At 55.2% G+C, this 26,019-nt stretch carries 22 protein-coding genes; 16 read left to right on the forward strand and 6 right to left on the reverse strand.

Annotated features, from left to right (window positions below):
- The 4 genes from pheA to HZU72_RS10545 form a co-directional block, all read right to left on the reverse strand.
- Complete coding sequence (pheA, locus tag HZU72_RS10530) at positions 1 to 1,092, reverse strand: prephenate dehydratase (RefSeq protein ID WP_180091752.1); 1,092 nt, start codon at positions 1,090 to 1,092, stop codon at positions 1 to 3.
- A gap of 5 nt (positions 1,093 to 1,097) precedes the next feature.
- On the reverse strand, positions 1,098 to 2,201 hold the full coding sequence (gene serC / locus HZU72_RS10535) for a 3-phosphoserine/phosphohydroxythreonine transaminase (RefSeq protein ID WP_180091753.1): 1,104 nt from the start codon (positions 2,199 to 2,201) through the stop codon (positions 1,098 to 1,100).
- Entirely contained in the window at positions 2,185 to 4,911 is a 2,727-nt protein-coding gene (gyrA, locus tag HZU72_RS10540) for a DNA gyrase subunit A (protein WP_180091754.1), read from the reverse strand. Before gyrA ends, serC begins: the two co-directional genes overlap by 17 nt.
- A 152-nt stretch (positions 4,912 to 5,063) precedes the next feature.
- Positions 5,064 to 5,498 carry an acyl-CoA thioesterase gene (locus HZU72_RS10545; protein ID WP_180091755.1) on the reverse strand — a complete coding sequence of 145 codons (435 nt, stop codon included), beginning with the start codon at positions 5,496 to 5,498 and terminating at the stop codon, positions 5,064 to 5,066.
- A 175-nt stretch (positions 5,499 to 5,673) separates the two neighbouring features.
- Between HZU72_RS10545 and HZU72_RS10550 the strand changes: the two genes are divergently transcribed.
- From HZU72_RS10550 to nth, 12 genes are all read left to right on the forward strand, one after another.
- Positions 5,674 to 6,603, forward strand: coding sequence for a recombination-associated protein RdgC (locus HZU72_RS10550; protein WP_133732400.1), 930 nt, complete (start codon positions 5,674 to 5,676; stop codon positions 6,601 to 6,603).
- A gap of 93 nt (positions 6,604 to 6,696) precedes the next feature.
- Entirely contained in the window at positions 6,697 to 7,878 is a 1,182-nt protein-coding gene (locus HZU72_RS10555; RefSeq protein WP_180091756.1) for a 1-acyl-sn-glycerol-3-phosphate acyltransferase, read from the forward strand.
- A 127-nt stretch (positions 7,879 to 8,005) separates the two neighbouring features.
- On the forward strand, positions 8,006 to 8,287 hold the full coding sequence (locus HZU72_RS10560; protein ID WP_133732398.1) for a hypothetical protein: 282 nt from the start codon (positions 8,006 to 8,008) through the stop codon (positions 8,285 to 8,287).
- A 104-nt stretch (positions 8,288 to 8,391) separates the two neighbouring features.
- The gene (gene metG / locus HZU72_RS10565; RefSeq protein ID WP_180091757.1) at positions 8,392 to 10,428 is read left to right on the forward strand and encodes a methionine--tRNA ligase; all 2,037 of its coding nucleotides are present in this window, start codon (positions 8,392 to 8,394) and stop codon (positions 10,426 to 10,428) included.
- A gap of 240 nt (positions 10,429 to 10,668) precedes the next feature.
- Positions 10,669 to 12,126: a sensor domain-containing diguanylate cyclase gene (locus HZU72_RS10570; RefSeq protein WP_286902471.1), complete on the forward strand. Its 1,458-nt coding sequence runs from the start codon at positions 10,669 to 10,671 to the stop codon at positions 12,124 to 12,126.
- Positions 12,123 to 12,704: an electron transport complex subunit RsxA gene (rsxA, locus tag HZU72_RS10575; protein WP_180091759.1), complete on the forward strand. Its 582-nt coding sequence runs from the start codon at positions 12,123 to 12,125 to the stop codon at positions 12,702 to 12,704. The genes HZU72_RS10570 and rsxA overlap by 4 nt, the downstream gene beginning before the upstream one ends.
- Before the next feature lie 12 nt (positions 12,705 to 12,716).
- On the forward strand, positions 12,717 to 13,313 hold the full coding sequence (gene rsxB / locus HZU72_RS10580; protein ID WP_180091760.1) for an electron transport complex subunit RsxB: 597 nt from the start codon (positions 12,717 to 12,719) through the stop codon (positions 13,311 to 13,313).
- Complete coding sequence (rsxC, locus tag HZU72_RS10585; RefSeq protein WP_180091761.1) at positions 13,313 to 14,968, forward strand: electron transport complex subunit RsxC; 1,656 nt, start codon at positions 13,313 to 13,315, stop codon at positions 14,966 to 14,968. The genes rsxB and rsxC overlap by 1 nt, the downstream gene beginning before the upstream one ends.
- Positions 14,965 to 16,014 carry an RnfABCDGE type electron transport complex subunit D gene (locus HZU72_RS10590; RefSeq protein WP_180091762.1) on the forward strand — a complete coding sequence of 350 codons (1,050 nt, stop codon included), beginning with the start codon at positions 14,965 to 14,967 and terminating at the stop codon, positions 16,012 to 16,014. Before rsxC ends, HZU72_RS10590 begins: the two co-directional genes overlap by 4 nt.
- Positions 16,011 to 16,670: an electron transport complex subunit RsxG gene (gene rsxG / locus HZU72_RS10595; RefSeq protein WP_180091763.1), complete on the forward strand. Its 660-nt coding sequence runs from the start codon at positions 16,011 to 16,013 to the stop codon at positions 16,668 to 16,670. The genes HZU72_RS10590 and rsxG overlap by 4 nt, the downstream gene beginning before the upstream one ends.
- A complete protein-coding gene (locus HZU72_RS10600; RefSeq protein WP_180091764.1) occupies positions 16,667 to 17,368 on the forward strand; it encodes an electron transport complex subunit E in 702 nt (233 codons plus the stop codon). The genes rsxG and HZU72_RS10600 overlap by 4 nt, the downstream gene beginning before the upstream one ends.
- Positions 17,369 to 17,441: 73 nt before the next feature.
- Positions 17,442 to 18,080, forward strand: a complete 639-nt coding sequence (gene nth / locus HZU72_RS10605) for an endonuclease III (protein WP_180091765.1) — start codon at positions 17,442 to 17,444, stop codon at positions 18,078 to 18,080.
- Positions 18,081 to 18,091: 11 nt separating this feature from the next.
- Here nth and HZU72_RS10610 read toward each other — a convergent pair whose 3' ends face one another.
- Positions 18,092 to 19,225, reverse strand: a complete 1,134-nt coding sequence (locus HZU72_RS10610) for a tRNA-queuosine alpha-mannosyltransferase domain-containing protein (RefSeq protein ID WP_180091766.1) — start codon at positions 19,223 to 19,225, stop codon at positions 18,092 to 18,094.
- A gap of 225 nt (positions 19,226 to 19,450) precedes the next feature.
- Between HZU72_RS10610 and HZU72_RS10615 the strand changes: the two genes are divergently transcribed.
- Genes HZU72_RS10615 through HZU72_RS10630 form a run of 4 tightly spaced genes read left to right on the forward strand, consistent with a single transcriptional unit; the run spans position 19,451 to position 24,859 of the window.
- Positions 19,451 to 19,825 carry a response regulator transcription factor gene (locus HZU72_RS10615; protein WP_180091767.1) on the forward strand — a complete coding sequence of 125 codons (375 nt, stop codon included), beginning with the start codon at positions 19,451 to 19,453 and terminating at the stop codon, positions 19,823 to 19,825.
- The gene (locus HZU72_RS10620; RefSeq protein WP_180091768.1) at positions 19,822 to 21,882 is read left to right on the forward strand and encodes a 3'-5' exonuclease; all 2,061 of its coding nucleotides are present in this window, start codon (positions 19,822 to 19,824) and stop codon (positions 21,880 to 21,882) included. Before HZU72_RS10615 ends, HZU72_RS10620 begins: the two co-directional genes overlap by 4 nt.
- Positions 21,882 to 22,091, forward strand: a complete 210-nt coding sequence (locus HZU72_RS10625; RefSeq protein ID WP_022523648.1) for a hypothetical protein — start codon at positions 21,882 to 21,884, stop codon at positions 22,089 to 22,091. Before HZU72_RS10620 ends, HZU72_RS10625 begins: the two co-directional genes overlap by 1 nt.
- A 2-nt stretch (positions 22,092 to 22,093) precedes the next feature.
- Positions 22,094 to 24,859: a sensor histidine kinase gene (locus HZU72_RS10630; protein ID WP_180091769.1), complete on the forward strand. Its 2,766-nt coding sequence runs from the start codon at positions 22,094 to 22,096 to the stop codon at positions 24,857 to 24,859.
- Here HZU72_RS10630 and HZU72_RS10635 read toward each other — a convergent pair.
- Entirely contained in the window at positions 24,856 to 25,995 is a 1,140-nt protein-coding gene (locus HZU72_RS10635; RefSeq protein WP_180091770.1) for a DUF294 nucleotidyltransferase-like domain-containing protein, read from the reverse strand. The two genes, HZU72_RS10630 and HZU72_RS10635, sit on opposite strands and share 4 nt — an antisense overlap.
- Between the last annotated feature and the right edge of the window lie 24 nt (positions 25,996 to 26,019).

Raw genomic sequence — 26,019 nt, forward strand, 5'->3', positions numbered from 1 at the left:
TCACAGCACGCCTATGGGGTAAGAACCCAGCACGCGTAGATCCGCCGCCCGCAGCTGTACCTCCTCAAGCACTGCCGCGACCTTGGGCTCATCACGATGGCCTTTAAAGTCGATAAAAAAGACGTAGTTCCACACACCCGTGCGCGAAGGACGTGTTTCAAGGCGCGTTAAATCAATTTGGTGTCGATGAAACGGCTCCAGCAACGCATGCAGCGTCCCCGGCTGGTTGCGCATGGCAACCACAATAGAGGTTTTATCCTCTCCCGCCATGGGCACATCCTGGTTGCCAATAATCAAAAATCGCGTGGAGTTATCCGGGCTGTCTTCAATTTTTTCGGCAATGTGCTCAAGCCCATAAAGCTTGGCCGCCATATCACCTGCAATCGCTGCACTATGCCACTCGGTTTTGACTAACTTGGCCGCTTCCGCATTAGAGGAAACCGGCACGCGCTCGGCATGGGGATAGTGAGCATCCAGCCATTTACGGCACTGGGCAAACGACTGCGGGTGCGAGTAGATACGAGAGACCTTATCGCGGCGCGTCGTTTCACTGACCAACAAATGGTGGTGAATACGCAGTACTACTTCGCCACAAATTTTAATCGAGGAATCCATAAAGGTGTCCAGGGTGTGATTAACCACCCCTTCGGTGGAGTTTTCCACCGGCACGACGCCGTAGTGTACGGCTCCCGCCTCTACTTCACGAAATACCTCGTCGATGGCCGCCATGGGCAGGCTAACAGCGCTTTCACCAAAGTGCTTGAGCGCCGCCTGTTGCGTAAAGGTACCTTCAGGTCCTAAGTAAGCAACTTTTACCGGCTGCTCAAGCGCCAAACACGCCGACATGATTTCGCGAAACAGCCGCGCCATCTCTTCTGAATCAAGCGGCCCCTTATTCAACGCCATAATGCGCCGAAGCACCTGAGCCTCTCGTTCAGGGCGATAAAACACCGCATCTTCATCTTCAGCTAGCTTGACATGGGCCACCTGCTGGGCACAGCTGGCGCGTTCACTGATCAGGTTCAGAATATCGCTATCGAGCTGATCGATACGCTGGCGCAACTCATCCAGATTGATCGACGTGTCGGACATGGTGATTAGCCCCTTGTTTTTTCAAAATCGGCCATAAATGCAATTAAGGCATCTACCGCAGACTCAGGCACCGCGTTGTAAAGGCTGGCACGCATACCGCCCACGCTGCGGTGACCTTTCAAATTAAGCAGCCCCGCCGCATCGGCCTGCTGTAAAAACGCTTTATCCAGCGCCGAGTCGGCCAGCACAAAGGGCACGTTCATGCGCGAACGGTTGGCGTTAGCAATTGGATTGCTATAAAGCTCGCTGGCATCAATCGCTGCGTAAAGTTTATCGGCCTTACGCTGATTGATAGCGTCCATCGCCGCCAATCCGCCAATATCATCCTTCAGCCACTGAAATACCAGCCCGGCTAAATACCAGGCGTAAGTGGGGGGCGTATTGACCATCGAACCAGCGTCCGCCAGCATTTGATAATCAAATAGCGAAGGTATATTGGCCTGGGCTTTGCCTAGCAGGTCGTCACGCACCACCACCAGCGTTAACCCGGCGGGGCCAATATTTTTCTGTGCCCCAGCATAGATCACGCCAAATTCGCTAACGTCGATGGGCCCAGACAAGATATTTGACGACATGTCGCACACCAGCGGCACGTGAGCGCCATCGGCACGCTGAATCTGCGGCGTATAGTCAAATTCCAAGCCGCCAATTGTCTCGTTAGAGGTGTAGTGCAAATAGGCAGCATCTGCGCTCACCCGCAGTTCGTCTTGTGCGGGCACCGCCGTATGGCCGTTGGACTCACTACTGGCAACCACATGGCAATCAAAACCAAGGTGCTTGGCCTCATTGAGCGCCTTCTTGCCCCAGATGCCGGTCTGAATAAAATTGCCTCTACCGCCTTGCCCCAACAGGTTCATCGGCAGCATGGCAAACTGCAAGCTGGCTCCGCCCTGCAGAAACAGCACGCGATAGTTGTCCGGCACGCCCAGCAGATGACGAAAGTCGGCTTCGGCACGCTCTGCAATGGCGATAAATTCATCACTGCGGTGGCTCATTTCCATCACGGAAAGACCGCGCCCCTGATAGTCCAGTAACTCCTCTCGAGCGCGTTCCAGTACGGCTACCGGCAGGGCCGCTGGCCCTGCGCAGAAATTATAGTGACGTGTCATCAGTCCCCGTTTCCTGTGCATCATCGGATGTTTCATTCGCCTGGGCGTCTTCAAGGGCGCTTTCTTCGAGGCCGCTTAGCTCGTCGCTCTCTTCTGGTTCATCAACGCGCACCGTCTTGACCAGCTTCTCCTCTTTGCCAAGACGAATCAGCATCACGCCCTGGGTATTCCGTGATGTGGTCGAGACCTCTTCCACACGGGTACGCACTAGCGTGCCGCGGTCGGTGATCAGCATCATTTCATCGCTGTCATAGACCTGCATCGCCGCCACGAGCGAACCGTTACGCTCGCTGGTTTGCATGGCGATGACACCCTGGCCACCACGACCTCGCAGCGGGAACTCTTCTAAACGCGTGCGCTTGCCGTAACCATTTTCACTGGCGGTCATAATGTAGATTTGACCATCAGCCGTTTCCGCTAAAGCGCTCTCTTGGTTGGAATCCTGCGCTTCACTTTCGGCATCCGCTTCGGCGTCGATCTGCTGGCTTTTGGGAATAATCAGGCTAATGACTTCCGCATCGCCGGCTAGGCGCATACCACGCACGCCGCGGGCAGTGCGACCCATGGCACGTGCATTACCTTCTTCAAAGCGAATCGCCTTACCGTTAGAAGACAGCAGCATGGCATGGTCATTACCCGCCGTAATCGCCGCGCCAACCAAGCGGTCACCCTCTTCCAAATCAATCGCAATCAGGCCAACGCTGCGCGGGCGCGAGAACTGCTCAAGGCTAGTCCGCTTAACGGTGCCTTTGGCTGTGGCAAAGAAGATGTAGTTATCAGGGTTGTAGTCGCGCACCGGCAAGATGGCGTTAACCGCTTCGCCCTCTTCCAGTGGAAGCATGTTAACCAGCGGTTTACCACGCGAGCCACGGCTGGCGTTGGGCATTTCGTAAACTTTCAGCCAGTACACTTTGCCGCGATTTGAGAACAGCAGAACGGTGTCATGAGTAGAGGCCACCAGCAGATGTTCAATCACGTCTTCGTCTTTCATGGCGGTAGCGGACTTACCGCGGCCACCACGGCGCTGGGCCTGATAATCCGACAGCGGCTGCGTCTTGGCATAACCAGAGCGCGAAACCGTGACCACCATATCCTCTTCAGCGATCAAATCTTCAATCGAGAGATCCAGATGGCTGGCCTGAATTTCCGTACGACGATCATCGCCAAACTGGTCACGCACCGCTCGCAGCTCTTCGCGAATCACTTCCATTAAGCGGTCGGCTGAGGCCAGAATCTCGGTTAGCTCAGCAATTTTCTCAAGAATACTGAGGTATTCATCAAGAAGCTTCTCGGTCTCAAGCCCCGTCAAGCGGTGCAGGCGCAGCTCCAGAATCGCCTGCGCCTGGGCAGGCGAGAGTCGATAAGAGGTGGCTGCGGTATTTAAACCAAAACCCTCTTCCAGCTCTTCTGGCTTGCAAGAAGTGGCTCCGGCCCGCTCTAACATGGCGGTCACCTGACCGGGCTGCCAAGTCTTGGCAAGCAGCTTTTCACGCGCTTCAGCCGCGTTGGGTGAGGCTTTGATCAGTTCGATCACTTCATCGATATTCGAGATAGCGACGGCCAAGCCTTCCAACAGATGCCCACGCTCACGGGCTTTTTTCAGCTCATACAGCGTGCGCCGGGTAACCACTTCGCGCCGGTGGCGAATAAAGGCTTCCAGCATCTCTTTAAGATTGAGCGTGCGTGGCTGGCCATTTTCCAGCGCCACCATGTTAATCCCGAACACATTTTGCAACTGCGTTTGAGCAAACAGGTTATTGACCACTACTTCGCCGGACTCACCGCGCTTGATTTCAATCACCACGCGCAGACCATCTTTATCCGACTCATCGCGCAGTTCGGCGATACCTTCAATCTTCTTCTCTTTCACCAGCTCGGCGATCTTCTCGATCAAGCGCGCCTTATTCACCTGATAAGGCAGCTCGGTGATGATGATGTGATCGCGACCGGTTTTGTCATGATGCTCAATGGTGTGGCAAGCACGCACATAAATACGCCCACGGCCTGTACGATACGCCGACAAAATGCCCGCGCGGCCATTGATAATGGCGCCGGTGGGGAAGTCAGGGCCGGGGATATACTCCATCAAGTCATCCACCGACAGCGTGTAGTCGTCAATGAGGGCCAAACAGCCATCAATCACTTCACGCATGTTATGCGGTGGAATATTGGTTGCCATACCTACCGCAATACCCGACGAGCCGTTGATTAGCAGGTTGGGGACCTTGGTGGGCAATACGGCAGGGATACGCTCGGTACCGTCGTAGTTATCCACCCAATCGACGGTATCTTTCTCAAGGTCAGCAAGCAGTTCGTGGGCAAGGCGCGACATACGCACCTCGGTATAACGCATGGCGGCCGCGTTATCCCCATCGATAGAACCGAAGTTACCCTGACCGTCGACCAGGACATGGCGCATTGAGAAGTGCTGCGCCATACGTACGATGGTGTCGTATACCGCGCTATCACCGTGCGGATGGTATTTACCGATGACATCGCCGACGACACGCGCCGACTTCTTGTACGGTTTATTCCAATCATTACCCAATTCATGCATGGCAAACAGCACACGCCGGTGAACCGGTTTAAGGCCATCCCGCACATCTGGAAGCGCGCGGCCGATAATGACGCTCATCGCATAGTCGAGATACGACTGTTTAAGCTCGTCTTCAATATTGACGGGCAAGATTTCTCTGGCGATGTCACCCATGAAAGTCAGATCCTTTGCACTGCATTGGCACTGCGAGAGTTGAAAGCGCTGGTAAACACCGCTCTGAAATTACCATAGAGCGGCGCGCAAATACTGCGACATCATACCACCGCAAAAGCAGCAAGGGCAGCCAGGGAGCTCACCAAAGCCGTTTAGACGCTAAATGCCTCTTTCCCCAAGGTTATCGCGGCCAACGCCTCACGCACCTCTCCCTCGATCGCAGCGGCCTTGTTGGCGCGCATATCGAGTAGCACGAAGGTTAAATCGGCACGGGCGATGACGGTGCCATTCTTACGCACAATACGGTGGTGGCAGAGCCCGCTGCGCTCACCAACGTCGATGATCCCGGTCATCACTTCCAAATCATCCCCTTGGCGGGCAGCGGCCAGATAATCAATGTTCAAATTAACGACAACGAATGCCCGCCCGGCCTGATGGAGCTCTGTGATCATCTCTGGGTGCTGATCAAAAAAATCCCAGCGTCCCTCTTCCATAAATTCAAGATAGCGAGCGTTGTTCACATGCCCGTAGCCATCCAGGTGATAGCCTCGAACACGCAAATGAACTCGCGACAGTGACGTACTCATAACCCCTCCTGATGCTCATTTAAAAATGCATTTAGCTGGCAGGTAGTATTTAGGTAGCGAACCCTCAATCAAACACAAGTTTGAAACACGTGCAACAGAGACGATTAGCGACAGCCGCTGGTAGGAATGCCCCGCTTTCGCCATAATGTGCCACCTTTTAAACAGGATTGGCTCCATGTGGTTTAAGCACTTGCATTTATACCGCCTGCACGACGCGCCCGAATTATCCAGCGATGAGCTCGCTAGCGCTTTACAAGAGCATGCCGCCAAACCACTCGGCAACGCCGACGCACGCCGCCTGGGCTGGACTGCACCTGCTGGACGTTTGGGCGCAGGGCAGCTTGTCCACGAAATTCAATCACATCGGCTGCTTTCAGCGCTGCGCCAAGAGCGTCTACTGCCCGCCTCTGTTGTAAAAGAGGAAGTCGATGAGCAGGTGGCGGATATTGAGGCCAGCGAAGGCCGCAAAGTGACCCGCAAAGAGAAGACCGCATTAAAAGAGCAGGTCACCGAGAATTTATTGCCCCGCGCCTTTGTGCGAAGCCAGAAAATTGATCTTTGGTGGGACATTCGCGGCCAGATGATTGGCATCAATGCCAGTTCACGCACCCGCGCCGAAGATATTCTGGATTTGCTTCGCGAAACCCTGGGCAGCTTAAAAGTCACCCCACTGAGCTCACAGACGCTGCCTATTCGAGCCATGACCACTTGGCTAGGTGATGCGGCCAGTCGCCCGGCTGATCTTCAGCTTGGTGATCAGGTTGAACTCAAAGCCAAAGGTGATGACGGCGTGCTGCGTGCTCGCCAGGTCGATTTAGACAGCGATGAAATTCAGCAACTGCTTGAGAGCGGCCGCCAAGCCAGTAAGCTCGCGATTAGCCTGGAAGGACGGCTAAGTTGTGTGCTACACGATGATTTGGCACTGAAATCGTTGCGCTTTGGCGATGCCTTGATTGAAGAAGCCGACCACGCTGACGACGGAGACGATGCGCTTGCCCGTCTGGAAACAGACTTTATTTTAATGGCGCAGGCGCTATCTACCGACATTCCACGCTTGATAGAGTGGCTTGGCGGCGAGACACAGCGGGAACCCGCGGCGCAGTAAGGGCTCTATAGTCATTCAAGACTGTTATTCGAAGTCGTCTTTTCGCCTCGATGTTATTAATCGATATTTACTATTTATCATCCAACGGTTCGCATGACTCATCACAACAACGCTACCAACGCCTCTACCGAGACAGACCCGTGGGCCGATATTCGGCCCTTTATGGATCATGAAGTGGCCGATGTGCTGGCCAGGCTCTCACGGGACAACGAGCTGCTGGATGCACTGACCCGCTTTCGGCTGCCGCGCATGGCGCGCTGGGCGCCATCATTGGCGCGTGTTTTTGCCAGCCGTGCCGTGCGTCGTGAAGTCAAAGACGTAACGACGGTTTATGAGTTTCAAATGCGCATTGCCCATTACATGGAGCGCATGATTCGTACCACCACGGATGCCTTTGAAGTTACCGGCCTCGACAAACTCGACGCCAACGGCGCTTACCTATTCATAGGTAACCACCGCGATATCTCGCTGGATCCCGCGTTCGTCAACTATGCGCTCTATCAAGCAAACCGCGACACCGTGCGTATCGCGATCGGTGACAATCTGCTTAAAAAGCCCTATGTCACCGATCTAATGCGGCTTAATAAAAGCTTTATCGTGCCACGCAGCGCCCGAGGCAAGCGGGCTATGCTGGCAGCGTACCAGCAACTTTCCGCCTATATTCGCCATACCATTACCGAAGACCAGCACTCAATCTGGATGGCACAGCGGGAAGGGCGGGCCAAGAACGGCATCGACCATACTGAGCCCGCCATTATCAAAATGCTGATCATGGCCAGGCGAGCCGCAGAGCGGGATATGGTGTTTGGCGAGGCTATTGCTGAGTTAAAGCTGGTGCCGGTATCGATTAGCTATGAATACGACCCCTGCGATGTCCAAAAAGCCCAGGAGCTACACGATATCGACACCCAGGGTAGCTACGCCAAAAGTGAGTTTGAAGATATTCGCTCCATTGTAGCCGGCATTACCGGCTCCAAAGGGCGTGTACGGCTGCACTTTGGCACGCCGGTAGGTTCTGATATGGCCACCCCCGACGAAGTCGCTGCTGAGATTGACCGCCAGGTGATTGGTGGATATCGCTTGTTCCCCAGTCACTATTTGGCTTTAGAGGCGCTGGGCGAAGCTCCGGAGCTAGTGGCACGCAAAGCCATCACTCGACAAGACCGTGAACGCTTTAATGCCCGGCTTGCCGAAGTGCCGGAGCCTCTGCGCCCCTATTGGCTTGCCCAGTACGCGAACCCCGTTAAACACAAGGCCGGGCGACTGTCGCTCTAAATCAGCGCTTTAAGCTGCCATTTTAATAACGGGCAACTCATGCCCGTTGGCGGAAAAAATGCTATGGTCAACGCATTGATTGGTTTCGCTTGGCGCTGTCGTCAATCGCGATCCTAAGGAGACTCCCATGTCCGGTTCAGAAATTCAGAAAACACGTATCATAAACGAGCTACGTGGCTTTATTCGCAAGCTGCTGCAAGACCCAAAAATCCTTGAGCAATCACTGGCAATTGCCAGAGAACAGCTGACCGAAGGCAATAGCCCTGCGGCGATGGCGCGGATTGCCAACGAAATTTCCGATACCACCAGCGTGCATATACCGGAAGACCCGGCTGAACACTCTGAGGCTGATAAGCTCTTTTTAGAACTGCTGCGTGAAGTCGTTCAAGAAGAGCAAGCGCTTTATTAATCGTTGCTAGGAAGTAACGGCATCGGCGAAGCGTTTAGCGACTTCGCCGTCTTTTTTACTATCGCCTGACCGGCACCCTTATTCACTCGGAATTAACCTTCACCATGTCTACTACCGCCACGCGCAACATTTTGGTGACTAGCGCGCTCCCTTACGCCAATGGAGCCATTCACCTTGGTCACTTACTTGAGTATATCCAGACTGATATCTGGGTACGTTTCCAGAAAAGCCGTGGCCAGCAGTGCTACTATGTGTGTGCCGATGACGCCCATGGCACCGCCATTATGCTGCGTGCCGAGCAGGAAGGCATTACCTCTGAAGCGCTGATTGAGCGGGTTTCCAACGACCACCAAACGGACTTTGCCCGCTTTGGCGTTGGGTTCGACAACTACCACTCGACCCACTCCGCTGAAAACCGCCACTTCAGCGAAATGATTTATAAGCGGTTACGGGATAAAGGCCATATTGCCACCCGTGATATCGAGCAGATGTTTGACCCCCAGAAAGGCTTGTTTCTGGCTGACCGTTTTATTAAAGGCACCTGCCCCAAATGTGGCGCTGAAGACCAGTATGGCGATAACTGCGAAAAGTGCGGCGCTACCTATACCCCCGCCGACTTGATCAACCCCGTTTCAGCCATTTCAGGCGCAACGCCCGAAGTACGCACCTCGACCCACTACTTCTTTAAACTGCCTGACTTTGCCGACTTTTTGCAGGGCTGGATTGACGACGGCCATGTGCAGCCGCAAATCCGCAATAAGCTGATGGAGTGGTTTGAGTCCGGCTTTAACGAGTGGGATATTTCCCGGGATGCGCCCTACTTCGGCTTCGAAATTCCCGATGCTCCAGGCAAATACTTTTATGTCTGGCTGGATGCGCCGATTGGCTATTTGGCCAGCTTCAAGAACTTGTGTGACCGCGAAGGTATCGACTTCGACAGCTATTGGAAGAAAGGCTCTGATGCCGAGGTGTATCACTTTATCGGCAAAGATATCGTCTACTTCCACGCGCTCTTCTGGCCCGCCATGCTGCATGGCGCTGACCTGCGCACGCCCACCGCCGTCAACTGCCACGGCTTCCTGACGGTAGACGGCGCCAAGATGTCGAAATCCCGCGGCACCTTTATTAAAGCCGCCACCTACGCCGATCACCTGAACCCTGAATACCTGCGCTACTACTTTGCCGCGAAGCTTACCTCCAAAGTTGATGATTTGGATTTGAACCTGGAGGACTTTGCCGCCCGAGTAAATTCCGATTTAGTCGGCAAAGTAGTCAACATTGCCAGCCGCTGCGCCGGTTTTGTTAAGAAAATTGGTGGTGGCACTCTCTCGGCTCACTGCGCAGAACCGCAAATGGTCGCCCGCTTTATTGCCGCCGGTAATGATATTGCCGAAGACTTTGAAGCCCGGGAATTTAGCCGGGCAATGCGCAAAATCATGGAGCTGGCGGATGAAGCCAACACCTACATTGCGGATAAAGAACCTTGGGCGCTGGCCAAGCAGGATGGCCGCGACGCAGAGGTGCTTGAGATATGCTCGGTAGGCATTAATCTGTTCCGCCTGCTGATGGTTTATCTGGCCCCGGTGGTTCCCGCCATGGCTGAAGAGGCCCGTGCGTTTCTTAACGTTGAGTCGCTGGACTGGCACACTCGTCAAAGCGTACTCACTGATCACTCAATCAATAAATTCAAACCGCTGATGACACGCGTTGAACGCGACAAAATCGATGCCATGATTGAAGCATCGAAGGAAGATCTCGTGGAAGAGCAAAAATTGAAAGAAGCGCCTAAAGGCCCGCTGGCGGAAGACCCTATCGCCGAGGAAATCGACTTTGCCGCCTTTGCCAAAGTCGACCTGCGCATTGCGCGCATCACCAAAGCCGAATACGTCGAAGGCGCCGACAAGCTATTGCAATTGACCCTTGATCTAGGCGGCGAAACCCGCAACGTCTTCTCCGGCATTCGCTCCGCCTACGCACCGGAAGCTCTGGAAGGCCGCTTGACCGTGATGGTCGCTAATTTGGCACCGCGCAAAATGCGCTTTGGCGTATCGGAAGGCATGGTGTTAGCCTCTGCCAATGAAGATGGCATCTACCTGCTCTCTCCCGATGCGGGCGCCGAACCGGGACAGCGAGTAACGTAATACTCCAATTATGTGATTATGGGGGCAGAGGCTAACCGTCTTTGCCCCCTTATTTTTGCAGTTATCACATACCATTATCGCTTTGTTCAGGTTCGCTCTATGCTTCAACGCTTCTCTCGATCTTTGCGCTTTCGCTTCCTTGCAGCTCTAAGTGGGGTTTTACTCCTCGCGCTTATCTCCTTGGTAATATTGAGTAAATGGGTAATATTTCCGGCCCTACACAAGGAAGAACATGCGGTAGTGACAAAAGAGTTAGAGAAAATAGAGGCTGGACTAAATGTTAGCCACGAAACTTTACTGGCCCAAGCGCGAGACTGGGCAATTTGGGACGACACCTACGAGTTTGTTCAGGGTAACTACCCGGGTTACACCGATACCAACTTTAGCCAACAGATGTTTGAAGAGATGCATTACCAACTCATGGCCTTTTTCAACGCGGAGGGCGAGGTACACTTTTTAGCTGGCATCAATCCAGCTAATGGCCAGTACCACACCTGCCGTAGCGTAGAGAGAGAATGCCGATGGATGGATGGCTTGGTGCATACTATGCAAGCCTCAATTAAAGAAGATCCTCTGCAAAGAAAAAGTGCCCTGTATGCAGGCTCCCCGCCATTAATCGTGGCATCCAATCCCATTTTCCGCACTGACGAAAGTGGGCCATCTCAAGGCTGGCTGTTTAAAGTACGCCCCATGGACGCGGATTGGCTTAGCACAATAGAGCGCTATACGGGGCTTCCAACGATGCTTTCCGTGGTTAATGGCAAGGAAGATAACGATATTGCCATTAACATTACGGGCAATACGATTTTCGCGCAGCGCTTTTTAACTACCTACCCATCCAATGAACAAATAGCACTAGGTACTCAGCTTAAACGCACCAGCTATCTTGCCAGCTTAGAAACGTTTCGCTACGTGCTGCTGTGGACAGCATGCTTAATGCTGTTGGTCATCGGCCTTGTACTGCTTCTGTTAGAGCGCATTATTCTTAAGCCGCTCAAAATCCTAACCAGCTTCACCCAGCAAATCAGCGGCGATATTGATGAGTCGAGCAGTTTATTGAAACGTGGTGATGAAATAGGAATACTTGCCCGCGCTTTTCAAAATCAATTTAAGCGCCAGCAACAACTCAATGCCGAACTAATCCAGCTTTCTACCCATGACCCCTTGACCGGCTTACCCAACCGCCGTCTATTCGATCAGCGCCTACAAGAGGTGGTCAATAATGCCCAGACCACTGGACAGTCCCTCTCGGTCATGATGATTGATATTGACCATTTCAAGCTGTTTAACGATCATTATGGACATCCTGAAGGGGATATTTGTTTGCGACGGGTCGCGCAAACGATGCATGAGGTCGCCACCGCCCATGGCTTTTTTATAGCGCGCACAGGCGGCGAAGAGTTCAGCGCCATGCTGCCCGCCACTTCTGCCACCCAGGCGATGGAGAAAAGCCAAGCGCTTAGTCATGCCGTAGACCAATTAAGGCATCCCCATCAGGTATCGCCTGTGGCTTCATATGTCACCGTTAGCATTGGCATTAGCCAGTTAGATATAGAAGGCGCCATGACGCCCAGTGGATTAATGACGGCCGCCGACCAAGCGCTCTACGCAGCCAAAGCAGACGGGCGGCATACTGCTAAGGTGTATACACCCTCGCTAGCCAACACCGCCTTTTCTTCGCACAATACGCTGCCATGAGTGAGTTATTTATCATTTTGATCAGCACTGCCCTGGTCAACAATTTCGTACTGGTTCAGTTCTTGGGCCTATGCCCGTTTATGGGCGTCTCTAACAAACTGGAGTCGGCCATGGGCATGTCCCTGGCCACTACCTTTGTGCTGACCCTGGCATCGGCCGCTAGCTTCGTGGTTTATCACGGCCTGCTTGTGCCGCTGGATGTAACCTACCTGCGTACCATTAGTTTTATCGTGGTGATCGCCGCCGTGGTGCAGTTTACCGAAATCATGGTGCGCCAACTGAGTCCGCTGCTGCACCAGGTGCTGGGCATTTTCCTGCCGCTGATCACCACCAACTGCGCGGTATTGGGTGTAGCCCTGCTGTCGTTAAACCGTGAATTAAGCTTTTTCCACACCACCCTTTATGGATTGGGCGCGGCACTGGGCTTCTCGCTTATTTTGGTACTGTTTGCCGCGATGCGCGAACGTTTAGCGGGGGCGGATATTCCCAAACCCTTCCAAGGCGCCGCGATAGCTATGATCACCGCCAGCCTTATGTCGTTAGCATTTTTAGGGTTTTCAGGGTTGGTGCAGGGATGAAGGCAGCGCACAATGAATAGCACCATTGACATCATTGGAATCCTCAGCGCCGTCGCAGTATTAACCGGCTTGGGTATCGGTTTTGGCGCCCTACTGGGCGTGGTTAGCGAACGCTTTAAACGCGAAGATAACCCGCTAGTTGAACAAATTGATGCACTGCTGCCGCAAACCCAGTGCGGCCAGTGCGGCTACCCAGGCTGCCGCCCTTACGCCGAGGCCATTAATCAGGGGGATGCGCTGAATAAATGTCCTCCGGGTGGCGAAGCGACGATTCACGCCCTTGCCGATCTTCTCGGGCGCGCCCCCGAGCCCCTGGATGGCGAAGCACAAAGCGAAGCCAAGGTGGCGTTTATTCGCGAAGCGGAGTGCATTGGCTGCACCAAGTGCATCCAGGCCTGCCCGGTCGATGCGATTATCGGCGCGGCTAAATTGATGCATACCGTGATTGAAGACGAATGCACCGGCTGTGATCTGTGTCTTGATCCCTGCCCCGTGGACTGTATCGATATGCTGCCACGCTCAGCCCCGCTCACCCAGTGGCAGCCGGTAGTGGCGCGCACATCAAATATGATTGCCAGCGACCGCCAACCCGCTTCAGGGGTGTCTTGATGTCGAACGCCTTTGACTTCCCGGGAGGAATTTACCCCCCCGAACGCAAACAGCGTTCAAACCAATCCGCGCTGATTGAAGCGCCACTGCCCAGCCGGGTCACTCTCCCCCTACAGCAGCACAGCGGTCAGCCCGCTACGCCCTGTGTCGCGCAAGGAGATACGGTAAAAGTGGGCAGCGTGATTGCCAAACGCGAAGGCATGGTCTCTAGCGCCCTGCACGCCAGTATTAGCGGTACGGTGGGCGAGGTTAGCACTACCCAAATCAGCATTGATGGTGATGGCCAAGATGCGTGGCTCCGCTTGCCACCGTTAGAGTGGCAATATGCCGAACCCCATGCGCTGCTAGAACGTTTAAACGAGAGCGGCATCGTCGGCTTAGGAGGCGCTGGGTTTCCCGCCCATATTAAAGCGCGGGTGGTCGAGCGGCATACGATTGACACCTTGGTGATTAACGCCGCCGAGTGCGAGCCCTATATCACCGCCGACGATCTCACCCTGCGCCACTACGCTAATGAGGTGCTAGAAGGCGCACAGATAACCGCCAAACTGTGTGGCGCGCAGCATATCGTTATTGGCATCGAGGATAACAAACCCGAGGCCATTGACGCGCTGAAGCAAGCCCTAACCAATAGTCAACCAGTCCCTGTCGAGCTGACCGTGATCGCCACCCGCTACCCCAGCGGCGGCGAACGACAACTGATTAAAAAACTGCTAGACCTCAACGTACCCAGCGGCGGGCTGCCTGCTGATGTTGGCGTGCTGTGCCATAATCCAGGCACGCTACTGGCGATACTACACGCAGTGCGCGATGGTCAGCCGCTGGTTTCCCGAACTGTCACTCTGACAGGTGAGGCAATCACCCAGCCCGGCAATCGCTGGGTGCGGCTCGGCACCTCTGTTAGAGAGCTGCTGGAGCAGACAGGGTTAAATACCTCAGAGTTACACCAAGTGATTCAAGGTGGCCCCATGATGGGCACGCCACTGCTAACGCTCGATACGCCAGTCACCAAGCTTACCAACTGTTTAATCGCGGCCACACTTGAAGAATTACCGCCGCCCCCAGCAGAATCGCCCTGCATTCGCTGCGGTGAGTGCGAAAGCGTTTGCCCGGTAGCACTGCTGCCGCAACAGCTGCACTGGTACGCCCGCGCTCAGGACGATGCCAAGCTGGAGCGCTATCACCTGTTCGACTGCATTGAGTGCGGTGCCTGCAGCTACGTCTGCCCCAGTCACATCCCGCTTGTGGTGGATTACCGGGAAGCTAAAAGCCGAATACGCCTGCAGCGGATTGAGGCAACAAAGGCGGAGCACGCCAAGCATCGTTTTGAGTTTCGCCAAGCGCGGCTTGCTCGGGAGGAGGCAGAGAAACAGGCACGCAAGCAAGCCCGCCAGGCGCAACAGCGGCGCCCTTCTAACACTGCCGCAACCAATAGCGAAAAGGTCGACTTACGCGGTCTGCGCATCGCCCATGCCGCCGCTAAAGCATCGGTCAAAAAAGCTGAAAAAACCCTGGCGCGCGTCGCTCAGGAAGACCCTAAACAATCCCTGGATGACTTAGAAATGCAGCTTGCCACCGCCCAGGAGAACTTGAAAGCAGCTGAGTTGCAGCTTGCCCAGGCGCGCGAACAGCAGTCTAGCGAGGAGTCGTCATGAGCATGATGCACGCCTCAGGCGTTAAAGATGCCATGACGACAACCGCGGTGCCGCCAACGGCAAGCTTAATGCGTTGGGTGATTGCAGCAACCCTGCCAGGCATCGCCACCATGAGCTACTTCTTTGGCCTTGGGGTTATCAGCAATGTACTGTTAGCCGCCGCTTTTGGTGTTGCGCTTGAAGCCGCCGTACTACGGCTACGCCAGCGACCCATTCGTGTGGCGCTGGATGACTCAAGTGCCCTGCTTACCGGCGTTCTGCTGGGCACGTCACTGCCACCCGCTAGCCCCTGGTGGCTTATCGGCGTGGGTATGATCGCGGCAATTGTGGTCGCCAAGCAGCTATACGGCGGCTTGGGGCATAACCCGTTTAACCCCGCCATGGTGGGCTATGCGCTGCTATTGGTGTCGTTTCCTACCTACATGACGCTGTGGGCACCGCCCCAGGAAATGCTACCTAATGATTTATGGGCACAAATTACTGGAACGCTGCCGACCACCCAACTAGATAGTTTGAGCGGCGCAACACCGCTCGATGCTTTTAAGCACAAAGGAAACGCCGTGCTTGCCAGCGAGTTTTGGGCTGCTAACCCACTGCCGAATGGAACCCTAACTGCCTGGCAATGGGTAGCGCTTGCCTGGCTAGCGGGTGGTGGGGTGTTGATGGCAAAGCGGATTATTAGCTGGCATATCCCGATCGCTATGCTTGGCAGCCTAGTACTACTGGCCACGCTGTTTTATCTCAGCGCCCCCAGCCACTTCGCTTCACCGCTATTTCACCTGCTCACCGGGGCAACGCTATTCGGGGCGTTCTTTATTGCCACCGACCCGGTCTCCGCCGCCACCAGCCAACGCGGCAAACTTATTTATGGCGCGGGGATCGGCGCGCTGGTTATCATTATCCGCACCTTTGGCGGCTACCCGGATGCGGTGGCGTTTGCGGTCTTACTGATGAACCTATGCGTACCATTACTGGATTTATATAGCGTACCGCAGCCCACTGGCCAGCAAAAAGCCTCACCGGGTAAGCCAGGAGAACAGCCATGACGCTGTTCCAGGCCATGCGGCGTGGTGCGATTGCCCTGGGCACTTTTGCCTTGGTAACGGCGGGCAGCGTTGCGCTTACCCGCACGCTAACCGCCGAACGTATAGAAACGCATCAGTTGGCTTACCAACACCGCCAACTGCAGGAAGTGCTGCCCCAAGCGCTCGCGAATACGCCCGTCACTCAAGTGTTGGAGAGCACCTTTACCCTTCCCAACCCACAAGCGCTAGGGCTGGCGAGTGATAGCCAAGGCTGGTGGGTAAGTAACAGTGAGAACAATAACCCGAGCAGAAACAGAAGCAGCGCAGTGATCTTGCCGGTGGTAACCCGCCAGGGATATAACGGCGAGATCTACCTACTGATTGGCATTGATGAGCACCAGCGTATCAGCGGCGTGCGCGTTACCCAGCACCAGGAAACGCCTGGGCTAGGCGATGACATTGAGCGCAGCCGCAGCGACTGGATCACCGGGTTTAATGGTTTAAGGTTAGATAGTTTGCCGCCAGAAGGCTGGGCGGTAGCTAAAGATGGCGGTCACTTTGATGCGTTTACCGGTGCAACGATTACACCCCGCGCCGTGGTCAACGCTGTCCATAAAACGCTTCAGTACGCCGCCGATACACCGCTACCGATGTCATTTGAGGAGCCCACCTTATGAGCCAGTGGCGCGAACTCGCCAAAAGCGGCCTTTGGTCGAATAACCCCGCGTTGGTGCAGTTGCTAGGACTTTGCCCGCTGCTGGCCGTCAGCGGCAGCGTGGTCAATGCGCTGGGGCTGGCGCTGGCAACGCTACTGGTAATGGCAGGCTCCAGCACGGCGATTTCGCTGATTCGTCACCAGGTGCCCAGCGCGGTGCGCTTGCCCGCTTTCGTGATGGTGATTGCAGCTTTTGTTACCTGTGCTGAACTGCTGATGGCCGCCTATGCCTACCCGCTTTATCAGGTATTGGGGATTTTTATTCCGCTGATCGTGACCAACTGCGCCATTCTTGGCCGAGCCGATGCCTTTGCCTCCCGCCAGCCGGTGCTTCCAGCGGCCATTGATGGCTTTATGATGGGGTTGGGTTTTGCTGCGGTACTGGTGTTACTTGGCACTCTTCGCGAGTTACTGGGCCAAGGCACCCTATTTAGCGATATGGCGCTACTGTTTGGACCGCAAGCGGCCAGTTGGCAACTGACGATTGCCGACGACTACCAGTTCCTGTTTTTCGTGCTGCCGCCCGGCGCATTCTTTGTGGCGGGCCTGTTAATCGCGCTGAAAAACGCTATTGATCAACGCAATGTTGCCCGTGCCAAGCCAGTGGCGGCAGCACCCCGAACTGCGCGCCGCGTACGGGTTACCGGCACGATTAAATAGTTGGCAAGATACCGAAAGTACACATGTAAGCAACTGCTTGTATTTATAACGCGTATTGATTAAGAGACCCGCCATGAATGCCCAAAAGCGTCATGAAATCTTTGCTCGCCTTCAGGCAGAGAACCCGCACCCCACCACCGAGCTTAATTGGAACACGCCCTTTGAGCTGCTGGCTGCCGTACTGCTTTCTGCTCAAGCCACCGATGTAGGCGTCAACAAAGCCACGGCGCGGCTCTACCCGGTCGCCAACACGCCCCAAGCGATCATTGATTTAGGTATCGATGAGCTTAAAGCGCATATCAAAACCATCGGCTTGTATAACACCAAAGCCGAAAACCTGATGAAAACCTGCCACATCCTGGTCAACCAGCACAGCGGCGAAGTGCCCGACACCCGTCAAGCGTTGGAAGCCTTGCCCGGCGTAGGCCGTAAAACCGCCAATGTGATTCTCAACACGGCATTTGGTCAGCCCACCATGGCGGTGGATACGCATATTTTCCGAGTCTCCAACCGCACCGGCATCGCTAAAGGCAAAGATGTCGTTGAGGTGGAGCAAAAACTGCTACGCCATGTGCCAAAAGGGTTTCTGCACGATGCTCACCACTGGCTGATTCTGCACGGCCGTTACACTTGCATCGCGCGCAAACCCCGCTGTGGTAGCTGCATTATCGAGGATCTGTGCGACTATAAAGACAAAACCGAACTTGCTTGACGGCTAGGCCATCAAGTCGAACTCATCAGCAACCGGCGGTAAGCCTCACGCCAAGCGGGCCACTCCCAAGCGGTGGTATCAAGGCGTTCAGGGCGAGCCGCAGGATCGGTGAGCCAAGCACTGAGCCGGTCGTAAAGCCCTACCCGGGTACCGTCATAGCGATAGGCAGGCGGATAAAGCGCCGGGAAGCAGAGCCGATCGGGTACCAGTGGCAACGCCCCGTGCTGGGCCGCTTCCATGATCGCCAAACCCTGAAACTCATGCCAAGTGGTCGAAACCACAATGTTCGCGCTATCCAACAACTCACGGTACGCCACCTCCGGCTGTGGTCCCCAAGCCACAATATGCTTGGCTAAGCGCTGCTCAGCCTCGACAAAAATAGCGGGGACTTGGCGGAAACGCTGACCAAGCACCGCCAGTTCAAATGCTACTCCGGCTTCGCTTAACGCAAACAGCACGGCGAAGAAGTCGTCGGGATTTTTGTCATACTCCCAGCGGTGATTCCAAACAATTCGCTGTGGCACCGTTTTTTGAAAAGCCGTTTGCTGGCAAGGTGCTAAGTTTTTAGATGCTAAGTTTTTAGATGCTAAGTTTTCAAGTGCTACGTTTTTAGGTGCTAAGCTATCAGGAATGGGCACTGGCAATACCATAGCCCGCTCGCGTATCGCTTCCAGTGGCTTAGCTGCCGGAAGGTTTTCCGGCATTTTTTTCAAAAAAGCTCGCGCGCCATCAATAAAGGAGTCACGGTTATAGGCGCTGTTAAACGCCACGCTATCCGCCGCCAGCACCGTATACAGATTGACCATTTTGGCCTCTACTTGTGGCATTTGATCGCTCGACTCTGGATAGGCGAACTGGTTTTCATGAAAGTAGACGACCTTTTTTGCTCGACCCAGATGCGGGAACAGCCCCACCAGCGTCGCCAGGTCAACCATTGATGTGGCGAGCACCACATCAAACGACTGGCTGAGAGTATCGTGCTCTTTGAGCATCCAGCTCAGCGGATTGCCACGAATACGCCAAGCAAAATGACGCGGTGGCAGGCTCAGTTGCATCCACGACACCTCCTCAAGCTGCGCCATTAAACTTTGTGCCCAGTAGCGATGACTCACCGCTTCGTAGGCAGATAACAGGAGAACGCGCATTTACAGCCCTAACAGCCAGATCAGTGGAACGCCATAACATGTTAAGCAATGGCAGAGAGGTGAGCAGTGTAACAAAGCGCGCTTGCTAGCTCTTTTGCAATAGCTCCCTGAACTTGCACGCATTCGGCCAAGGTCGTCTTGGCTGACCTGTTAGATCTATCTAGACTGCATCCATGCGGCTTTAAAACAAATAAATGTTAAAACAAATAAAAGCAGGAGAGCTCCATGGCTAAAGTGCTCGTCGTCGATGACGAACCCAACATTGTTTTATCGCTAGAATTTCTGATGGAGCAAGCAGGGTTTGAGGTCGTCACCGCCGAAGATGGTGAACAGGCCCTGGCAAGAGTGCATGATAGCCAGCCTGATCTACTGCTACTTGATATTAGCCTGCCGGGGATTAGCGGTTTTGACGTTTTAGAGCGACTGCGTAGCGAAGCGGCTACTGCCCAGCTTCCCATTATTATGTTGACCGCTCACGGACGCGATGTTGAGCGGGAAAAAGGCATGGCGCTGGGCGCCGATGATTACATCACCAAGCCCTTCTCTACTCAGTCGCTGGTCGAAAAAGTCAAAGCGCTACTCATTGAGGAGCAGCCATGACCCGAGGCGGGCTGCCCAAACGTCAGCGCCTGATGGGCCTCTGGCTACTTCTTAGCGGGATCAGCCTGCTGGGTGGGGCCATTTTTGCCGCCTGGCTGGATGCGAAGCTCGCTCCTACAGGCGTAACGCGCATCTCCCTCTGGCTAGGCAGCTTCTCCGGTGGCGCGACGATTTTTTTAGTCGGTTTGCTGCTTGAGCGCATGCTGTTTACCCCGCTGCGCCATTTACAGGTGCAACTGGCGCGCCTGGTCGCCAACCCGGACGCCCGGGACGAGCACCCACCCGAAGGTTGGCTAAAAGGATTGGGGCCCGACCTACGTCGAGTACGTGAAAGCTGGCGATCAGATCGCAGTCGTCTCGCCACCGCTCACGCTGACGGCGCCCGCAGCGCTGCACGCATTCGCCAGGAGCTGGAAACGCTGCTGCAAGTACTCGAAACGCCGCTGCTACTGTGCGATCACCACCGCCGCCTCATGCTGTTCAATCAGGCAGCCGAGAACTTTTTTGAGGGTAATACCGGGTTAGGGCTAGGAAAACGCCTGGAGGCGCTGCTGCCGGTAGCGAGCTTACAGCAAGTACTCGGCCAACTACCTAATGACGGCTCCCCGCGCGAGTTACTCGCTCCCTGTGATGACCGCTGGCTCAAAGTGATTTTACGCCGCGTACCGGGTAGCGATGGCGAAACACTGCTGACATTTAGTGACGCCACCGCCTCATGGTCGAGTGAGATGGGCGTTAGAGCGGAGCTGGCGGCCATGCTGACACCGCTTCGCCAGCATACTGCCAGCCTGACCAGCGCTGCTGATGCCCTGGTACAACTGCGCGGTCAAAATGACGTCAGCACCTCGTCTTTACGCCAGCGTTTTGAGCGGGTAATCCACGAGGAAGGTGTTACGCTCGGTGACAACGTGGCTAAAATTGGCCAGCTACTTGATGACATGCAGCACCAGGGCGAGCGCTTAACCCCCATGTGGTCAAATGACTTCTGGCAAGCATTGGATGAGCGCCTAGACCCGGAGCACCGCTTAATCACCCCGGTGGGTATGCCTGCCTGGTTTAAAGGCGACGCCCCAGCGCTGATTGCGCTGTTCGACTCTTTAGTCAAGCACCTCAATACCCATCTGCCTGACAGTGGCTTTGAGGGTGAGATATGCTTGGGCAATAAACGCGTCTACCTCGACCTTATTTGGCGCGGCAAAGCGATCCCTGAGCACGAGCTGGCAGAGTGGCGCCAGCAACCGCTAAACTCTCTGCCATTGACGCCAAGCGTCGCTGATGTACTGCGCCAGCACGCCAGCGATATCTGGAGCCTTGCCGACGATGACAGCGTTCATTCACGCCTGCGACTTCCCCTGCCCGCCATGGAGCGCGTCGGCGCCCCACGAGAAATCGCCCCGCCGCGTCCTGAGTTCCATGACTTTGGCATTGCCGACCTTCCTCCACCAGATGAAGCGCTGGCCAGCCGAACACTGCGCAGCCTGGAAATAGTCGCCTTTGATACGGAAACCACCGGGCTTGAGCTACGCCGAGGCGACACCGTCATCAGTCTTGGCGCCTGCCGCGTGGTCAACGCCCGTTTATTGGCAAGCGAGGTCTTCGATCAAAAAGTTGATCCGCAGCGGCCAATCCCACCGGCTAGCACCGCGATTCACGGCCTTACCGATGCCGATGTGGTCGGTGCGCCACCGCTGGATATTGTGCTTACCCGCTTTCGTGATTATGTCGGCGAAGCCGTCTTGCTGGCCCATAACGCCGCCTTTGATCTACTTGCCATTAGCCACAAAGGGGTCGTTTTTGATATCCCTGTGATCGACACCCTGCTGATTTCAAGGGCACTGGACGAAGCACTCGATGGGCATGATCTGGATAGCCTTGCCCAGCGCTATGATCTGGCTTTTCCGCCGGGCACCCGCCACACTGCATTAGGCGATGCCCGTGTTACCGCCGAGCTATGGCTAGCTTTGCTGCCCCGCTTAGAAGCCCGCGGCGTCGATACCCTCGAGCAGTTGTTAGCGCTGCAAGCCAACGCCTTCGACCGACAGGATGCCAGTGCCTAATGAAACCGTTCGGTGTTAAATCACGCCAAACAGAGCGCCTAATGGCTCTGGTGGCGATTGCACTGCTACTTTTCTGCCCGCCGCTGATTATCGTGGTGGATCGCCTTCCCGCGTTTAGCGTGGGCTGGCTACCGCTCTATCTATTTATCGCCTGGGCTGGGGTGATCGGCTTAACCGCCTGGCTGATGGAACAGCGTGCAGGCCGCTAACCATGCGTAGTGAGGCGATTATCCTCGGCACCGCTTTTGGCTACTTGGCGCTGCTGTTTGTGGTCGCCGCCTGGGGCGACCGGCGGGCGGAGCAGGGACGCTCCATCATTGGCTCGCCAACGGTATATGCCCTTTCTATTGCTGTTTACTGCACGGCCTGGACGTTCTACGGCAGCGTAGGGCGCGCCACTGAGTATGGCCCCAGTTTTATGCTCATCTATCTGGGGCCGACGCTGGCGATGCTGCTGGCCCCTTTTGTTATACGCAAGATGGTACGCATTGCAGCGCGGCAACGAATCACCTCAATTGCCGACTTTATCAGTGCCCGCTACGGCAAAAGCACCAGCTTAGGCGCACTGGTTGCCCTAATGGCGCTGATTAGTATCACCCCCTATATTGCCCTGCAGTTAAAAGCCATCACTGTTAGCCATGCAGTACTGATCAATTATCCCCGCGCGGCCGACACTACGTTGGTGGATGAACACTTCTGGATGGACAAGTCCCTGTGGGTCGCCCTGGTGTTGGCGGTGTTTATTATTCTGTTTGGCACACGCCACCTGGATGCCAGCGAGCGCCATGAAGGCATGGTGGCAGCGATCGCCGTGGAATCTATCGTTAAGCTGGTAGCCTTCATGGCCGTTGGCGTGTTCGTGGTGTTTGTGATGTTTGAAGGCCCCGCCGCGCTGTTTGCTCAGGTAGCGGCCACCCCCGCCCTTGTCGATAGCATGCGGTTGAATAGTGTTCCGGGTGGGGGCACCGGCTGGGTGGGCATGCTGGTGCTGGCCTTTTTGGCCTTCTTAACCTTGCCTCGCCAATTCCAGGTATTGGTGGTGGAGAATGTCGATGAGCAGCACTTAGCCAGAGCAAGCTGGCTATTCCCCCTCTACATGTTGCTGATCAATCTGTTCGTTATTCCCATTGCGCTGGCTGGTCTGCTGTTAGGCGTCAGCGCAGGTGATCCGGACAGCTTCGTGCTCACGCTGCCGCTCTCAGCAGGTTTAGAAGGGCTGCCGCTACTGGTCTTTATTGGTGGCCTATCTGCGGCGACAGGTATGGTGATTGTGGAGACAATCGCGCTTTCCACTATGGTTAGCAATCAGTTGGTGATGCCACTGCTGCTGCGCTCACGGCGACTGCACCTGAGTACCAAAGGGGAGCTTGCCGGCTGGCTGCTGGGTATTCGGCGCATCGCTATCGTGCTAATTCTACTGCTAGGCTATCTCTATCACGCTCTGATTGGTGACTCCTATAGCCTTGTCACTATTGGCTTGGTCTCCTTCGCTGGGGCCGCGCAGTTTGCTCCAGCGCTCTTGATTGGACTCTATTGGCGTGGTGCTACTCGCCAAGGCGCCACCGTCGGCTTAATCGCTGGGTTCTTAATCTGGTGTTATACCCTGCTGCTACCCGGGTTCGCTCAATCCGGTTGGTTGGATACAGCACTGCTCACCGAGGGGCCATGGGGTATCGGCTGGCTAGTGCCCTACGGCTTATTCGGGCTCGAAAACTGGGATATTTATACCCATTCGCTGCTCTGGAGCATGTTGGCCAACGTAGGCCTATTGGTGGGGGTATCGCTGTTTACCCGCCCTACGCCCCTTGAGCAAACTCAGGCGGCACTGTTCACCGAAGCGATGCACCCCAATTTGCAAACCACTTCACTATCGACATCACTATGGCGCGGGCAAACTACCCAGGGTGCACTCAAAGAACTACTCGTTCGCTATCTTGGCCCCCCGACCACCCGCCGCGTATTCAGCCATAGCGGAACCAAAAGCGCTTATGCAGCGGACGAGCCCGCCACCGCGGAGCTGATTACTCGCGCCGAACAAGCACTGGCGGGGGCGCTGGGCAGTTCCTCAGCACGAGTACTGATCAACTCGGTGGTACGTGGCGAAGCACTGGATATTGAGTCGATTCTGAGCATTCTGGACACGACCTCACAAACTCTGGAGTACAACCGCCGTTTGGAGCAGAAGTCTCAGGAGCTGGTGAAAATTGGCGAAGAACTGCGTAGTGCCAATGAGCGGCTGCGCGAGCTGGACCGGTTAAAAGATGAGTTTGTCGCCATGGTCAGCCACGAGTTGCGCACGCCGCTCACCTCCATTCGTGCCTTTGCCGAAATATTGCGCGATAGCAGCCAACTGCCTGATGAAAAACGTCAGCATTTTCTTGGTGTAATCGTCCACGAGAGCCAGCGCCTGTCACGTTTAATTGAAGAAATTCTGGATCTTGCCCGCCTGGAGAGCGGCCGTTTAACGCTTAATCCCGTTCCTCTTGATCTTGCCGCCCTGGCTCGGCATAGCATTGATGCTATTGCGCACCTGCATGAGGAGCGCGGCATAGTGCTAGACGTTAGCTTAGAAGCTGATCCGGCGATGGTGGTTGGCGACCATGATCGTTTAGAGCAGGTGATTATTAACCTGCTTGATAACGCGGGTAAGTTTGCCGATCGGGAGCAGCCAAAAGTGCGCCTAACGCTTTATCGCCATCGCCGTCATTTCCGCCTGAGCGTCGAGGATAACGGAGCGGGTATTAGCGAGGACGAACGTGAGCGAGTATTTGAAAAATTTCATCAAATTCAGCAAGGCGATGATGTTCCCCGGGGTCGGCCAAGGGGCAGCGGCTTAGGGCTACCGATTAGTCGGGGCATTATCGCCCACCAGGGGGGGCGGCTCTGGGTAGAGGATGCCAAAAACTTAGGCGGCGCTTGCTTAACACTAGAACTTCCCGCAGCGCCGGATGACACTTCTCTTTCCACCGCGGACTAGACGTTTTTCACTCCCAGGACAAAAGCTCTGATCTGCTGCAGATCAAACTTCAGCAGCAGGCGCTCATCTTCGCGCAGGCGTCGCATATCAATCCAACCATCTGCAGCTTGCCCCCGGGCTTTGTTATACCGCTGCTGATCCAATAGGTGCTGCTGCAGTCGCTCAAAAGCGGCTAGCAGCAACGCCGATTCAGCCGACGTTAGCGCATCCGTTACATGACTTAGCGCGATTAATCGCTCGCGGGTGGGTATATCGCGCAGCCCGTGCCGCAGGCAGAGTAAGCGTGCAGCGCTAATCAACGGCAACAAGCCTTGATGCTTAAGATTAAGGGCTTGCCCGTGGGGGGCATCCAGGCCTGGGCTTGAGGCAAGCCGCCCAAAGCGATCCAGCGCCACCGGCAGCTCATCCAGTAGCGCCGCCATTTCATCCATAAACAGCGGCGCTTTGGGAAGTGTCGAAACGATGCTCTCACCCAACTGCTTAGCAAGCGCCGGATTACCAGCGACCGGGGCAAAATCGAGCAAGATATTAGTCTGTTGTACGCGCTTTACTTGGCGGTCAGCGCTCCAAATGTCTAGCTGCGCGTGCCACTCACTCAGCCGTTTGCGCCACATCGGCCATCGCGCCATGACATGACCATGGCAGAGCGGGATACCGGCCTCATCCAGGCGCTGGGTAAACCGCTCGCCCAGTGCTTGAAAGTAGCCGTCGATCTCTACATGGCGATAGTCAGGATAATCGTCAATAATCAGCGCATTATCCTGGTCGGGGCCTAGCAGGCTCTCAAAACGCGCCGCGGAGCCTAGTAGCAGTATGCAGTAGTCAACTGGCGGAGCGCCCCACCCCTGCGCCTGCATTTCGTCAAGGGATTGCGCTATCGCTTGGCGATACAGAGAAGCATTGTGATCACTGATGATTTGGCTAATACGCCAGGCGGGCAGATCATAATGCACTAACGTTTCGACCAGCGGCAGTTGCCACGCATAGGCGTCGGCTAAGGAGGTTCGCGGCGAGGGGAATGTCGAGGAGAGTTTCGAGAAGAGATGCTCTAACGGCGCATTAAGCGCCGAGGTATTGAGTGTTCCATCCTTATGGAATAGAGAGCGCCAGGGTGAAGCCTGGTGTACTAAGCGCATACGCCTCTCCTTCACTAAATATTA

The sequence above is a fragment of the Vreelandella sedimenti genome (assembly GCF_013416325.1).
Lineage (GTDB): Bacteria > Pseudomonadota > Gammaproteobacteria > Pseudomonadales > Halomonadaceae > Vreelandella > Vreelandella sedimenti.

Excerpts from the sequence above, each read along its gene's own strand:
- rsxB (WP_180091760.1), top strand. The coding sequence starts at position 12,717 with ATGAATAGCACCATTGACATCATTGGAATCCTCAGCGCCGTCGCAGTA.
- gyrA (WP_180091754.1), bottom strand. The coding sequence starts at position 4,911 with ATGGGTGACATCGCCAGAGAAATCTTGCCCGTCAATATTGAAGACGAG.
- metG (WP_180091757.1), top strand. The coding sequence starts at position 8,392 with ATGTCTACTACCGCCACGCGCAACATTTTGGTGACTAGCGCGCTCCCT.
- HZU72_RS10610 (WP_180091766.1), bottom strand. The coding sequence starts at position 19,225 with ATGCGCGTTCTCCTGTTATCTGCCTACGAAGCGGTGAGTCATCGCTAC.
- HZU72_RS10625 (WP_022523648.1), top strand. The coding sequence starts at position 21,882 with ATGAAACCGTTCGGTGTTAAATCACGCCAAACAGAGCGCCTAATGGCT.
- rsxA (WP_180091759.1), top strand. The coding sequence starts at position 12,123 with ATGAGTGAGTTATTTATCATTTTGATCAGCACTGCCCTGGTCAACAAT.
- pheA (WP_180091752.1), bottom strand. The coding sequence starts at position 1,092 with ATGTCCGACACGTCGATCAATCTGGATGAGTTGCGCCAGCGTATCGAT.
- HZU72_RS10630 (WP_180091769.1), top strand. The coding sequence starts at position 22,094 with ATGCGTAGTGAGGCGATTATCCTCGGCACCGCTTTTGGCTACTTGGCG.
- HZU72_RS10620 (WP_180091768.1), top strand. The coding sequence starts at position 19,822 with ATGACCCGAGGCGGGCTGCCCAAACGTCAGCGCCTGATGGGCCTCTGG.
- HZU72_RS10560 (WP_133732398.1), top strand. The coding sequence starts at position 8,006 with ATGTCCGGTTCAGAAATTCAGAAAACACGTATCATAAACGAGCTACGT.
- nth (WP_180091765.1), top strand. The coding sequence starts at position 17,442 with ATGAATGCCCAAAAGCGTCATGAAATCTTTGCTCGCCTTCAGGCAGAG.
- HZU72_RS10555 (WP_180091756.1), top strand. The coding sequence starts at position 6,697 with ATGACTCATCACAACAACGCTACCAACGCCTCTACCGAGACAGACCCG.
- rsxG (WP_180091763.1), top strand. The coding sequence starts at position 16,011 with ATGACGCTGTTCCAGGCCATGCGGCGTGGTGCGATTGCCCTGGGCACT.
- HZU72_RS10615 (WP_180091767.1), top strand. The coding sequence starts at position 19,451 with ATGGCTAAAGTGCTCGTCGTCGATGACGAACCCAACATTGTTTTATCG.
- rsxC (WP_180091761.1), top strand. The coding sequence starts at position 13,313 with ATGTCGAACGCCTTTGACTTCCCGGGAGGAATTTACCCCCCCGAACGC.
- serC (WP_180091753.1), bottom strand. The coding sequence starts at position 2,201 with ATGACACGTCACTATAATTTCTGCGCAGGGCCAGCGGCCCTGCCGGTA.
- HZU72_RS10550 (WP_133732400.1), top strand. The coding sequence starts at position 5,674 with ATGTGGTTTAAGCACTTGCATTTATACCGCCTGCACGACGCGCCCGAA.
- HZU72_RS10545 (WP_180091755.1), bottom strand. The coding sequence starts at position 5,498 with ATGAGTACGTCACTGTCGCGAGTTCATTTGCGTGTTCGAGGCTATCAC.
- HZU72_RS10590 (WP_180091762.1), top strand. The coding sequence starts at position 14,965 with ATGAGCATGATGCACGCCTCAGGCGTTAAAGATGCCATGACGACAACC.
- HZU72_RS10600 (WP_180091764.1), top strand. The coding sequence starts at position 16,667 with ATGAGCCAGTGGCGCGAACTCGCCAAAAGCGGCCTTTGGTCGAATAAC.
- HZU72_RS10635 (WP_180091770.1), bottom strand. The coding sequence starts at position 25,995 with ATGCGCTTAGTACACCAGGCTTCACCCTGGCGCTCTCTATTCCATAAG.